The organism is Pseudomonas paraeruginosa (assembly GCF_003025345.2).
GTDB lineage: Bacteria > Pseudomonadota > Gammaproteobacteria > Pseudomonadales > Pseudomonadaceae > Pseudomonas > Pseudomonas paraeruginosa.
This window is the reverse complement of record NZ_CP020560.1, coordinates 5767979-5780016: the sequence shown is the minus strand read 5'-3', so window position 1 is coordinate 5780016 and position 12038 is coordinate 5767979. Positions and strand designations below refer to the sequence as shown.

General features: G+C 68.9%; 14 protein-coding genes. 4 read left to right on the top strand and 10 right to left on the bottom strand.

What is annotated here, in order from left to right:
* Window positions 1-41: 41 nt before the first annotated feature.
* A complete protein-coding gene (locus tag B7D75_RS27350) occupies window positions 42-1211 on the top strand; it encodes an MFS transporter (RefSeq protein ID WP_053814775.1) in 1170 nt (389 codons plus the stop codon).
* Window positions 1212-1288: 77 nt separating this feature from the next.
* On the opposite strand, the gene B7D75_RS27345 is transcribed toward B7D75_RS27350, so the two are convergent.
* The 6 genes from B7D75_RS27345 to lptM are packed head-to-tail and all read right to left on the bottom strand — an operon-like array spanning window position 1289 to window position 5885.
* The gene (locus B7D75_RS27345; RefSeq protein ID WP_012077881.1) at window positions 1289-1987 is read right to left on the bottom strand and encodes an HAD family hydrolase; all 699 of its coding nucleotides are present in this window, start codon (window positions 1985-1987) and stop codon (window positions 1289-1291) included.
* Complete coding sequence (gene xerC, locus B7D75_RS27340) at window positions 1984-2895, bottom strand: tyrosine recombinase XerC (RefSeq protein ID WP_043102157.1); 912 nt, start codon at window positions 2893-2895, stop codon at window positions 1984-1986. The genes B7D75_RS27345 and xerC overlap by 4 nt, the downstream gene beginning before the upstream one ends.
* 19 nt (window positions 2896-2914) lie before the next feature.
* The gene (locus B7D75_RS27335) at window positions 2915-3616 is read right to left on the bottom strand and encodes a DUF484 family protein (RefSeq protein WP_012077880.1); all 702 of its coding nucleotides are present in this window, start codon (window positions 3614-3616) and stop codon (window positions 2915-2917) included.
* A gap of 30 nt (window positions 3617-3646) precedes the next feature.
* Window positions 3647-4477 (bottom strand): diaminopimelate epimerase, encoded by an 831-nt coding sequence (gene dapF, locus B7D75_RS27330; RefSeq protein ID WP_058175265.1) that lies wholly within the window; start codon window positions 4475-4477, stop codon window positions 3647-3649.
* A gap of 9 nt (window positions 4478-4486) precedes the next feature.
* Window positions 4487-5734, bottom strand: coding sequence for a diaminopimelate decarboxylase (gene lysA / locus B7D75_RS27325; RefSeq protein WP_034082789.1), 1248 nt, complete (start codon window positions 5732-5734; stop codon window positions 4487-4489).
* Between the two features lie 10 nt (window positions 5735-5744).
* Complete coding sequence (lptM, locus tag B7D75_RS27320) at window positions 5745-5885, bottom strand: LPS translocon maturation chaperone LptM (RefSeq protein WP_003096430.1); 141 nt, start codon at window positions 5883-5885, stop codon at window positions 5745-5747.
* A gap of 253 nt (window positions 5886-6138) precedes the next feature.
* Between lptM and cyaY the strand changes: the two genes are divergently transcribed.
* From cyaY to rnk, 3 genes are all read left to right on the top strand, one after another.
* Complete coding sequence (cyaY, locus tag B7D75_RS27315) at window positions 6139-6474, top strand: iron donor protein CyaY (RefSeq protein WP_034082792.1); 336 nt, start codon at window positions 6139-6141, stop codon at window positions 6472-6474.
* A complete protein-coding gene (locus tag B7D75_RS27310) occupies window positions 6452-6658 on the top strand; it encodes a DUF1289 domain-containing protein (RefSeq protein ID WP_023443218.1) in 207 nt (68 codons plus the stop codon). The genes cyaY and B7D75_RS27310 overlap by 23 nt, the downstream gene beginning before the upstream one ends.
* A 135-nt stretch (window positions 6659-6793) precedes the next feature.
* The gene (rnk, locus tag B7D75_RS27305) at window positions 6794-7198 is read left to right on the top strand and encodes a nucleoside diphosphate kinase regulator (RefSeq protein ID WP_003096424.1); all 405 of its coding nucleotides are present in this window, start codon (window positions 6794-6796) and stop codon (window positions 7196-7198) included.
* 43 nt (window positions 7199-7241) lie between these two features.
* Here rnk and B7D75_RS27300 read toward each other — a convergent pair whose 3' ends face one another.
* From B7D75_RS27300 to B7D75_RS27285, 4 genes are all read right to left on the bottom strand, one after another.
* A complete protein-coding gene (locus B7D75_RS27300) occupies window positions 7242-7958 on the bottom strand; it encodes a glycine-rich domain-containing protein (protein WP_053806871.1) in 717 nt (238 codons plus the stop codon).
* Between the two features lie 41 nt (window positions 7959-7999).
* Window positions 8000-10834 (bottom strand): class I adenylate cyclase, encoded by a 2835-nt coding sequence (locus tag B7D75_RS27295; protein WP_107114593.1) that lies wholly within the window; start codon window positions 10832-10834, stop codon window positions 8000-8002.
* Window positions 10835-10943: 109 nt separating this feature from the next.
* The gene (locus tag B7D75_RS27290; RefSeq protein WP_003157673.1) at window positions 10944-11180 is read right to left on the bottom strand and encodes a TIGR02647 family protein; all 237 of its coding nucleotides are present in this window, start codon (window positions 11178-11180) and stop codon (window positions 10944-10946) included.
* A gap of 42 nt (window positions 11181-11222) precedes the next feature.
* On the bottom strand, window positions 11223-11990 hold the full coding sequence (locus tag B7D75_RS27285) for a substrate-binding periplasmic protein (RefSeq protein ID WP_034082824.1): 768 nt from the start codon (window positions 11988-11990) through the stop codon (window positions 11223-11225).
* Between the last annotated feature and the right edge of the window lie 48 nt (window positions 11991-12038).

The following is a 12038-nucleotide window of genomic DNA, read 5'->3' as shown; positions in this document are numbered from 1 at the left end:
CGCCCCTCCAGGGGCGACTCGATACCGGAACGGAGGAATGCATGAGCGATACCCGCCGCCACGCCACGCGCCTGGCCTTCGGCCTGTGCCTGATCACTTTCGCGGTGAACCTGCAGGCACCGTTGTACAGCGCCTACGCGCAGCTTTCCGGCTATGGCGCGGCGGCTACCGCCACGGCCTTTTCCGGCTATGTGCTTGGCGTGCTGCCGGTGCTGCTGGTGCTCGGCGGACTGTCCGAGCGGGTCGGGCGCAAGCCGCTGATCATCGTCGCGCTGTTGCTGTCGATGGCCGCCACCGTGGTGACGATGCTCTGGCCGCGCCTGGAGATGCTCGGCGTGGCACGTCTTCTGCTGGGCGTGGGCACCGCCCTGGCCTCGGCCACCGGCACCGTCTACATGAGCGAGCTGATGGCCGGCGAGGACAGCCGTACCTCGGCCAACTGGGTGACCGCCAGCACCTCGCTGGGCTTCGGTATCGGCGCGGCGCTGACCAGCCTGTTCCTGCTGTTCCAGGAAACCCTGGTGCCCGGCAGCTTCTGGGTGCAACTGGGGCTGGCCTGCGTTGCCCTGTTGGCGCTGGCGAGCCTGCCGGACAACGCTCCGCGCGCGCGCAATACGCCGATGCTGCGGCTGCCGTACTTCCCCGCCGGCAGCCTGCCATACAGCCTCTCGATCCTGCTGGCCTGGGCCACCGTCGGCCTGGTCATCGCCGTCCTGCCCTCGGTGCTGGCGGCGCACGGGCTGGCGCGCTGGTCCGGATTCTCGACCTTCACCGTGATCAGCTGCGGCCTGCTGTTCCAGCCGCTGGCGCGGCGCATGCCGCCGGCCCGGGCAACCTGCCTGGGGCTGGTGATCCTGCCGCTGAGCTACGCGCTGCTTGCCTGGGGCGCGAGCCACGGCTCGCTGGCGGCGGTGCTGTTCGGCGCGCTGGGTGCGAGCAGTTCCTGCTATGGCTTCACCTACCTGGGCGGGCTGTCGGCGGTGAACGCCCTGGCCGGCGCGGAGAAGCCGCGGGCCAATGCCGGCTATTTCCTGCTGGCCTACCTCGGCTTCAGCCTGCCGGTGATCTTCACCGGGCTGGTCGCCGACCGTTTCGGCGCCTCGACGGCGCTGCTGCTTTTCGGTGCGCTGCTGGCGGTAGGTGCCGTCCTGGTGGCGCTCTCCATCTCACGCGGTACAGAGGGCGTCAAGGCCGGCGCTTGCCATTCCTAGGGCGACGCTCGAGGCGGCCAGCATGGCTTCTTCAGGGCGTTTCCGCATTCCTGGCCGGGCGCCGACGCAGCCCGGCTTCATTGCAGACGGCCAAGCAACGCGGGCAACTCGGCGAGGCTGCGGATTTCCGCGCTCGGCTCTACCTCTCCGGCCCAGGGCTTGCCGGCCGGGTTGAACCAGATCGCGCGCATGCCGGCGCGTCGGGCGCCGGCGATGTCGTCGCTGGGATGATCGCCGATGTGCAGCGCCGCCGAGGCCTCGACGCCGGCGCGCTTGAGGGCCTCGCGGAACGGCGTCGGATCGGGCTTGCCCACGCCCAGCTCCTCCGCGCAGAGGGCGAACTGGAAGTAGTCGGCCAGGCCCAGCCGGCGCACGTCGGCATTGCCATTGGTGAGCACGCCAAGGGTGAAGCGGTTGGCGAGCAGCTCCAGGGTCGGGTGCACCTCGGGAAACAGGGTGACCCGATGGCGCGCTTCGAGGAATACCTGGAAGCCGGCCTCGGCCAGGCTCTCGGCTTCCGCCTGTGGATAACCGGCGTCGAGCAGGGCATGCAAGAGGATGCGCCGGCGCAGCTCGCTGAGTCGGTGGCGGAGCATCGGCTCGCGGTCCAGCAGGCGGGTACGGATCGCCCAAAGGTGCTCGATGGGCACCGGTCCCAGGCGCGCCGCGTTGCTCGCCAGCCACTCGCGGAGCAGGGCCTCGGCATTGTTCATCACCGGGGCGACGTCCCAGAGGGTATCGTCCAGGTCGAAGGTGATCAGTCGCAGGCTGCTCATGGGTCGTTGCCTCCGTCGGCGTTGCCCTTGCGCTTGGCGCGGGGGTGGGCGCGGTCGTAGACCGAGGCCAGGTGCTGAAAGTCCAGATGGGTATAGATCTGCGTGGTGGCGATGTCGGCGTGGCCGAGCAGTTCCTGCACGGCGCGCAGGTCGCCGGACGACTCCAGCAGGTGGCTGGCGAAGGAGTGCCGCAGCATGTGCGGATGCAGGTGCTGGCCAAGCTCGCGGACGCCCGCCTGGCGTACCCGCAGCTGGACTGCCCGGGGCGTCAGGCGCTTGCCGCCGCGGCCGATGAACACCGCGCCGTCTTCCGGAGTGGCCTGGGCGCGCAGCGGCAGCCAGGCCTCGAGCGCCTGGCGCGCGGCCTTGCCGACCGGAAGTTCGCGGACCTTGTTGCCCTTGCCGCGGACGCGCACCAGGCCTTCCTTGAGATCCAGCCATTCGAGATCGAGCCCGACCAGCTCCGACAGGCGCAGCCCGGACGAATAGAACAGCTCCAGCAGGGCCTGGTCGCGGCGGGCGATGAAGTCGTCCTCGACGGCGCCGTCGAGCAGTTGCAGGGCGCGGTCGGCGTCGAGGGTCTTGGGCAGCTTGCGCGGGCTCTTCGGCGCGCTGAGGCCGTTGGCCGGATCGTGCCGGCAGCGCCCTTCGCGCAGCAGGTACTGGTAGAAGCCGCGCGTCGCCGAGAGCAGCCGTGCCAGGCTGCGGCTGGACTGGCCCTGCTGGTGCAGGCGGGCGACGAAGGTGCGCAGGGTGCGGGTGTCGAGGGCGTTCCAGTCGGCAAGCCCGGCCTTTTCGGCGAGGGCGAGGATCTTCAGCAGGTCGCGCTGGTAGCCGTCGAGAGTGTGCGCGGAAACCTGGCGCTCGCTACGCAGGTGTTCGAGGAAGGCATCCAGGTCGGCGCGCATCTCGGACCGCCCGCCGCGCTCAGCGGACCGAGCGCAGCGGCGAGGAGAAGCGCGGCAGGACGCGGGCGAGGACCTCGGCGACGTAGCCGAGGAACAGGGTGCCGAGGGAGCTCTTGTAGTGCTGCGGATCGGGGCTGCCGATGGCGAGCACGCCGTGCAGGCCCTGGAAACTCAGGGACACCACCGCTGCGGAGCCGATCTCGTCGCGGTCGTTCTCGCCGAACAGGAACGCCAGTTCGTGCGGGCGCAGCACGCCGCAGACGGTCTTGCCGCCGGAGAGCAGGCCGCCGATGGCCTGGTGCGCCTCCGCGCTGCTCACCGAGCGGCCCACCGAGACGCTGCTGTCGCTGAACAGGATCAGGCTCACGTAGGGCACCTGGAACTCGTGGCGCAGGCTGTCCTCGACGGTGCTGACCACGTCTTCCAGGCTGGTCGCGTCGAGCAGGTCGAGGACCAGGCGGCGGGTCTTGTCGAACAGCCGGTCGTTCTCGCGGGCCACGTCCATCAGTTGCGAGAGCCGGTGGCGCATCTCGATGTTGCGCTCGCGCAGCAGGCGCACCTGGCGCTCCACCAGCGACACGGCGTCGCCGGGCTGGTGCGGGATGCGCAGCTCGGGGATCAGTTCGTCGTGTTCGACGAAGAACTCCGGATGCTGGCTCAGGTAGGCGGCCACCTGCTCGGCGTCCAGCGCTGCTGTCGGTTCCTGGCTTTTCTCGGTCATAAGCGTCTCGGTTCTGGCGGGCCGTGGCCCTTACAGGCGGACCTGGCCTTCGTACACGCGGACGGCGGGTCCGGTCATCATAACGGGCTGGCCGGGGCCTGCCCACTCGATGTGCAGGCGTCCGCCGGGGAGATCGATCTGTACCGGCGATTGCAGCCAGCCCTGGCGGATCCCGGCGACCGCCGCGGCGCAGGCGCCGGTGCCGCAGGCCTGGGTCTCGCCGACGCCGCGTTCCCAGACGCGCAGGCGCGCATGGTGCGGATCGAGCACCTGGAGGAAGCCGATGTTGGCCTTCTTCGGGAAGCGCGGATGGACTTCCAGTTGCGGACCGAGGGTGTGTACCGGTGCGCTGTCGACATTCTCGACGCGCAGCACGCCATGGGGATTGCCCATGGATACCGCGGCCAATTCGACGCGCTGGCCATTCACCTCTATCTCATAGGACAAGGCTTCGCGCTCGGCCTGGAACGGTACGTCGGCCGGGGCCAGGCGCGGCGGACCCATGTCCACCGTGACCTGGCCGTCCGGGCGGATATTCAGCTCGATGATGCCGCCCTTGGTTTCTACGCGGATGCTCTTCTTCACCGTCAGGCGCTTGTCCTGGACGAAACGGGCGAAGCAGCGCGCGCCGTTGCCGCACTGTTCCACTTCGGAGCCGTCGGCATTGAAGATGCGGTAGCGGAAGTCGACGTCGGGGCTGCTCGGGGCTTCGACGATCAGCAACTGGTCGAAGCCGACCCCGGTGTTGCGGTCGCCCCAGAGCTTGACGTGCTTGGGTTGCACATGGGCGTGCTGGCTGACCAGGTCGAGGACCATGAAGTCATTGCCCAGCCCATGCATCTTGGTGAAGCGCAAAAGCATGGTCTGGCCTCACTGCGGCAGCAGGCTTTCGCCGGCATAGAGCTCTGGGACGGTCTCGCGGCGACGAACCTCGTGGGCTCGCTCGCCGTCCACCAGCACCTCGGCGGCGCGGCCGCGGGTGTTGTAGTTCGAGCTCATGACGAAGCCGTAGGCGCCGGCGGAACGAATCGCCAGCAGGTCGCCCTCGGCGAGAGCCAGCTCGCGGTCCTTGGCGAGGAAGTCGCCGGTCTCGCAGATCGGCCCGACCAGGTCGTAGCGGCGCGGCGCGGCATCGCGCGGACGTACCGCCTGGACTTCCATCCAGGCCTGGTAGAGAGCCGGGCGGATCAGGTCGTTCATCGCCGCGTCGACGATGGCGAAGTCCTTGTGCCCGGTGTGCTTGAGGTACTCGACGCGGGTCAGCAGCACGCCGGCGTTGGCGACGATCGAGCGGCCCGGCTCGAACACCAGGGTAAGGTCGCGGCCGTGCAGGCGCTCGCGGATGGCGCGGATGTAGTCGCCAGCCAGCGGCGGCTGTTCGTCGCGGTAGCGCACGCCGAGGCCGCCGCCCAGGTCCAGGTGGCGGATGGCGATGCCCCTGGCGGCCAGGCGGTCGACCAGCCCGAGCAGGCGCTCGAGGGCGTCGAGGAAGGGCGCCAGCTGGGTCAATTGCGAGCCGATGTGGCAGTCGACACCGATCACTTCCAGGTGGTCAAGCTCGGCGGCGCGGGCGTAGATCGCCTCGGCCTCGTCGATGGCGATGCCGAACTTGTTCTCTTTCAGGCCGGTGGAGATATAGGGGTGGGTCTGGGCGTCCACGTCCGGATTGACCCGCAGCGACACCGGCGCTTTCACGCCGAGTTCCGCGGCCACCCGTTGCAGGCGCTCCAGCTCCTCGCTGGACTCGACGTTGAAGCAGTGCACGCCGACCTGCAGGGCGCGGCGCATGTCGTCGCGGCTCTTGCCGACGCCGGAGAACACCACCTTGGCCGGATCGCCGCCGGCCGCCAGGACACGCTCCAGCTCACCGCGGGAGACGATGTCGAAACCGGCGCCGAGGCGCGCCAGCACATTCAGCACCCCGAGGTTGGAGTTGGCCTTGACCGCGAAGCAGACCAGGTGCGGCATGCCGGCGAGGGCGTCGGCATAGGCGCGGTACTGCGCCTCGATGTGCGCGCGGGAATAGACGTAGGTGGGCGTGCCGAAACGTTCGGCGATGCGGGAAAGCGCCACCCCTTCCGCGAACAGCTCGCCGTCGCGGTAACTGAATGTGTCCATGGGCGCTCTCTCAGAAACCGTAGCGGTCTTTGCTGTGTTCTTTCTTGGCTTTTTCGTCGTCCGGCAGGTACAGCGGGCCTTTCTGGCCGCAGGCGGCGATGGAGCCGGCGAGGAGGGCGAGCGCGACGAAGGACAGGAACAGCCGCTTCATGACGGAATCCTTGTAGAAAACGTGAATTGTTCCGGAGTATACCGACCCCCCGGCGCCTTGCCTATGCGAGCCGGATCAGGTGCGCCGGGGCCTGTGGGGGTCATGGCGCGGCGCAGAGGAGTGCCCGGGGGTTTCCTCGAGGCTCGCGGCAAAAGAGCGCGGACTACGCCAATACCAGCGTAGAATGGTCGGAATAGGGCGCGATGAAGGTAGGCGCCCGCCTTTTTCCCGTTAGCGAATGCCGAGGCAATGCATGAGTACGATGAATGAAGTGCGCTTCCATGACCTGGTCGACGCGGTCCAGCAACAGGTTGAGGACGCCTTCGACGACAGCGGCCTGGACCTCGACCTGGAGAACGCCGGCGGGGTGCTCACCGTGCGCTTCGAGAACGGCTCGCAGCTGATCCTCAGTCGCCAGGCGCCGCTGTGCCAGCTGTGGGTGGCGGCGAAGTCGGGAGGCTTCCACTTCGACTATGACGAGACCAGCGGCCTCTGGCGCCATGACGCCAGCCGCGAGCCGCTGGGCGCCCTGCTCAACCGGGCGACCCTGGAGCAGGGGGGCGAGGATGTCGAGTTCCCCGGCCTCTGAGGCGCCGCCGGCCGTGGCCTCGCCCTGCCGGCGCCTGTGCTGCCTCGATGACGCGGACGTCTGCGTCGGCTGCGGGCGCTCCCTGGCGGAGATCCGCGAGTGGGGCAAGGCCGACGATTCGCGACGCCGGCAGATCAGGACGCAGGCCGCCCGAAGGCAAGCGCAGGCGGGCCGTCTCTCCTGATAGGGGGGATGTTGCTAATTCCTGCGACTGTGTTAGTGTCCGGGAAAACCCCGCCTTCGGGCGGGGTTTTTGCTTTTTTGCGATTCCTGCTTTTCATCGATCAACCGAACCGGACCAAGGAGCACGCCTGCGATCATGAGCACGCCGCCGATCACCATCACTCGTCTGGACCTGCAGCGCCTGGAGCGCCTGCTGGATGGCCTGGACGAATTCGGACCCGCCGCCGAGGCGCTGGAGGCCGAACTGTCGCGCGCCCAGGTGGTGGGGCATGACGAGATTCCGCCGGGCGTCGTGACCATGAACTCCACCGTGCGCTGCCGCGAGGAAAGCAGCGGCAAGGAATACACCCTGACCCTGGTCTACCCCGAGGACGTCGCCGGCGAAGGCAAGGTCTCGATCCTCGCCCCGGTCGGCACCGCGCTGCTGGGCCTGACCATCGGCCAGACCATCGACTGGCCGGCGCCGAGCGGCAAGACGCTGAAGCTGACCCTGCTGGAAATCGAATACCAGCCCGAAGCCGCCGGCGACTACGCGCGCTGATCCGTTTTCGCCCGTCGCCCTCCGGCGACGGGCACCCCGACTCTCAGTCGCCGCCTCCGCCCCCGCATCCCCCGCCGCCACAACCGCTGCCGCTGTCCCCACCGCTGTCGCCGCCGCAACCGTGGCGCGAATCCTGTCCGTCCGAAGTGAAGGCACTGCCACTGTCGCTGGTGCATCCGGCGCTGCTGCAACCGATGTGGCTGGCGCAGTAGACCGGTGTCGTGCCTTCCTGCCGGGGCGCGCAGTTCAGCGCGTAGCGGAAGCCGTCGGCGATCGCCAGTTCCGTGTCGAGGGCGAACAGCAACGGAAGCCGGCCGGGATTCCGCGGGTCGATCCCTTCGCGGCGGCAGGCCAGCTTCCAGGCGCGCTGGATGCCTTCCTGTGCCTGCTGCGGGCTGCGCATCGCCTGGGCCGGCGTGTGGTGGAGGAAACGCCCGAGTCCCTTGCGGCAGACCTGCTGGTAGAGGCGGGTATGCAGGATCAGCTCGTGCCAGGCGACGTCCACCACCTGGGACGGCATCGCGACCATCCGCTTGCCGGCCAGGCGACACAGCAGCAGGTATTCGCGCAGGCCGTGGAGGACGCGCTGGACCTGTTCCTCGGCAAGGTGCGGATAGCGTTCGCGAACCGCCTGGGCGACCCGTGGCGGCAGGCGCAGCTGCCGGATGAAACGCAGGCGCCGGCGGTCCAGGCCGCGACGGTAGAAATAGCCGCCGGCGAGCGCGGCGCCGGCCAGCAGGGTGATGCCGAGGATAGCCATGGATTACGTCCCTGTCGGGCCCCGCCTGGCGCGGCGGGGCGTCATTGCTCCAGCAGCGCCTGGTTCAGCGCCGTTTCCAGGACGCTTTTATAGCGCAGATAGTGGAGCGTCTGCGGCTGTTCGTCGGCGAACAGCCGCGACAGGTCGAGGTCGGTCAGGTAGCAGGGGTAGGGCTCGGCTTGCGCCCGGTGCGCGAGGATATGCCGGGCCACGGTGCGGTACAGGCCGGCGCCGTATTCCAGTTCGGAGAACTCGCGGTGGTCGCAGTACAGCGTGACCTGCACGCGCTTGCGTTCGCCGCGCTCCAGCACGGCCTGGATCTCGTACAGCGGATGGCTGGCCGGGGCCTCGGGAGCCTCGCGGGGTTCGATGCGTGCGAGCGCGCCAGCGCCGGCGAGCACCTCGTAATAGTGGATGTCCAGGCTTGCCGGTGTCGGTCCCGCCAGCGACAGGGCGCTGCGCCGGTAGAGCAGCGACTGCAGGAAGCGCTGCAACGGCGCGAGCAGGCTGCGTTCGTCGCGCAGCGCCTGGCGCTGGCGCCAGAGCGAGTTGCGTTCGTCCAGCAGGATGATTTCCGCGCTGTCGAAATCGCGCCGGTAGAACACCTGGATGCAGCCCGGGCGACCCATGGACAGGATCGGCCCGAGATCCTCGCCTTCCAGCGCGTGGCGATCCAGCTTCAGGGCGCTGTAGGCGCCGCGCTCGCGGCCCAGGTGCTGGAGCAGGCTGGGCAGGTCGGGCAGGCTGGCGTGACTGACCGACTCCGGGGACAGCTCCAGCAGGTGGTAGTGCTGGCGGACCTGTAGCAGGTAGCGGCTCGGCTGGCCGCCGAGCAGCAATCCGTAGGTTTCCCGGAACAGCGCCTCGACCCGCTGGGCGATGGCCTCGGCCCGGTTGCGGCAGAAGCAGCGCACCGCCAGATCGGGCGGTCGCGGCGGCGCGCCGGGCTTCTCGCGCACCGCGTCGAGGAAGTCGGCGAGACATTCGGGCAGTGCCTGGGGGCCTTCGTAATGACGCACCGTCAGCTCGTTCCAGCTGTTCAGGCCGAGCAGGTCGAGGGTCAGCACCAGGTTGTCGCGCACGCCGGCGTAGCCGAGCACGTCGGTCCGCCCGGTGGCCATGTGCAGGTTCATCTGGCTGTGGTGGCGCAGCGGGTCGATACCGACGTTGACCAGCAGCAGGGCCCTCTTCGATCGCCGTGGCTGGAGCAGCTCGGCGTCGTCGACGGAGGCCAGCGGCAGCGGCAGGAACTGCCGCAGGCTGGCGAGGATGCTGCTCAGCTCGGGTTCGCCGAGGTCGCTCTGTCCCGGGTGCAGGGAGAGGCGGGTGGCACTGTCGATGACGCCGTTGCGATGGCACCAGGCGAGCAGTTCGACCAGCCGGCCGGCGCGTTGCAGCGGCGCGTAGTCGGGCCATTCGCGCACGCCCAGGGCGCCGGGATAGATCGCCCAATGCGGTGGCGCGTGGTCGCTCCCGGCGGGGCGCTGAACCAGCGTCAGCACGTCTTCGCCCAGGTCCGGCGCGATTCCCGGGTTGATGTGCTCCACCTTGCCGGCCTTGCGCTCGAAGGCGGCATACAGGCGCCGGCCGAGCAGGCCGAGGTCGCGGCTGTCGATGCCGCTGTCGGCACCCTGCCGACGGGCGAACTGGAAGAGCAGGCGATAGCTGTAGGTCAGCTCGTTGACCACGCAGCGACGCTCCTCCAGTACCTGGCGCATCTTCCATTGGCTGCGGCTGTCGAGCAGGGCGAAGCGTCGAGGTTGCCACTGCCATTCCGCGGCGAGGCGCTCCATCGACTGCAATTGCCAGTCCTGTCGCGCCTGGCGCTGGCGACCGCCGAGCTTGCGTCCGACCTTGAGGTACAGGCAGCGTCGCACCAGTTCCAGGCGCTCAGGCGCCTGTCGTTCCTGCAGGTAGCGTTCGAGATGGCGGTAGACCAGGACATAGGGATCCAGCGCGTCGAGATCGAGCTGGCCGGCGAATACCTGCTCCTTGAAGCGCAGGGCGACGCAGCCGACCCGCGGGTGCTCGCTGGCGTAGGCCTCGGTGAGCAGCAGCTTGAGCAGCGATTTGTAGGGCGAGTCGATGGCCTTGGACAACTGCCAGAGCCCGGCGGCGATGAACTCCCGCGCGGGAATCCGTGCGAGATGGCCAAGGTCGAGAACTTCTTCGGCGCGGACGAAGCGCTTGCCGAGCAGGGCGCGGCAGTACTCGTCGTAGCGCTGTTCATGGGCCGGTGGCACCAGCCACCACAAGGGGGTGCGTCCGCCGAGCCAGATCGCGCTGCGGTAGAACTCGTCGAGCAACAGGAAGTGCTGGGTATTGCCGCCGTCGTCCTCGCCCCGGCCGAAGCGTTCGACGTCGATCAGGAAGCAGTGCGCCTCGCAGCCCTGGGCGCGGGCCCAGTCCTCGATCAGGGCGCATTTGCGGCGCAGTTCCCGGCGTGCGGCGGCGTCGAGGTCGGCGGCGTGGCAGACCCAGAGGTCGAGGTCGCTCTGTTCCTCCTGGGCCAGGCTGCCCAGGCTGCCCATCAGGAACAGGCCATGGATCGGCTGCTGTCCGGCGTCCTGTCGTCGCGGCTTGTAGCAGAACGAACGGGCCAGGCGCTGGGCTTCGGCGAGCGCCTGTGGGTCCGGCTCGAAGCCGCTCAGGCCAGCCGGCACGGTCGCCGAAAGGTAGCCCGGCAGCAGCGGATGGTTGATGTGGAACAGCAGCGGCAGCAGGCGCAGGACCCGCTCCTGGCGAGCGGACAGGGCCTGCCGGGCACGCTCCAGGCGGCCGGCAGTGATCGCCAGGAAGCGTTGGCGCAGCTGGCCGAGGACCTTGCGGTCGATACCGTCGTCGAGGTCGAGGCTGAGGGCGGGCTGTCGGTTCATGGGCGTCCGGGCACGGGCGGGACCAGACGCCGTGCCTGGCCCCCGACATACCTATGTATCGCCCGGTGGCGCGGCGGCTTGAGCGCCGGGCCACGAACGGGCGCTAGCCTCAGGCGCCCTTGAGGATGGTCAGCAGGCCTTGCGCCTGTTCCGCGGCGTCCAGTCCGAGGCTGGTCAGGTAGCCGCCGTCGGGCTGGTCGATCAGGCCCTTGTCGTGCAGCCGGCGGGCGGCGGCGATCGCCTTGCCGTCGGCGGTGTGGTGGACCTTGAGTCCTTCCTGGGTGTTGTTCAGGTTGAAGAGCGCCAGCAGTTCCAGTTCGTCGATCAGCTCGGGGGTGAAGGCCATGTCGGCTCCTTGCGGTGATGAGCACCGGTGAGTGTAGTTGGACTAGGGAACAGCGTCGGTGGCCTGGCGCCAGCCATCGAGGATCTTCTGGTAATCGCCGTTGGCGAGGATGCGCTGCATGCCCAGCTCGAAGCGCTCGAGCAGGTGTTCGGCCTGCGGGTGGCGGCGCGAGAACGACAGGTACAGTTCCGGGCGATGGATCGTGGCCACCGGCTGGAACTGGTCCTCCAGCTCGGGATGCTCGCTGAACAGCTGGCGGGCGGTGCTGCGGTAGGCCAGGGCATAGTCGACCCGGCCGCGCTGGAGCATGAGGAAGCCGTAGTAGTCCTTGCGCACCGGGATGCGCACCAGGTCGTGGCGACGATCGAAGCCGTCGCCGTATTCATAGCCGAGGGTCACCGCGACCTTCCTGCCGCTCAGCGCCCGCTCCAGGTCCGGCGGCTGCGCCGCGTCGCGTCGCGCCCAGAGCTGGATCTCGGCGCGGAACAGCGGCTGCCGCGGCAGGCGGTAGTCGGCGAGGATGTGCGGGTTCGGCGAGGTGTTGAAGCAACCGGCGATCAGGCCTTTCAGGGCCAGCTTCATGCAGCGCGAGTACGGGTATGGGTTGAGCTGAACCGGCGTATCGGCGGCCTTGAAGGCGGCCCGCACGATGTCCGCGCTCATGCCCTGGATGCGGCCATTCTTGTAGGCGGTATAGGGATACCAGTCGTCTTCGGCGCCGAGCACCAGGGGTTCTGCCGGAACGGCCGCCGCCCGGCCGCAAGCGGCCAGCAGCAGGCAGGCAGAAAGGAATTGGAACCAGGATCGCATCCGGTATCGCTCCGCGAAAGCAGGTGGCACGGAGAGTGGGCGCCACCT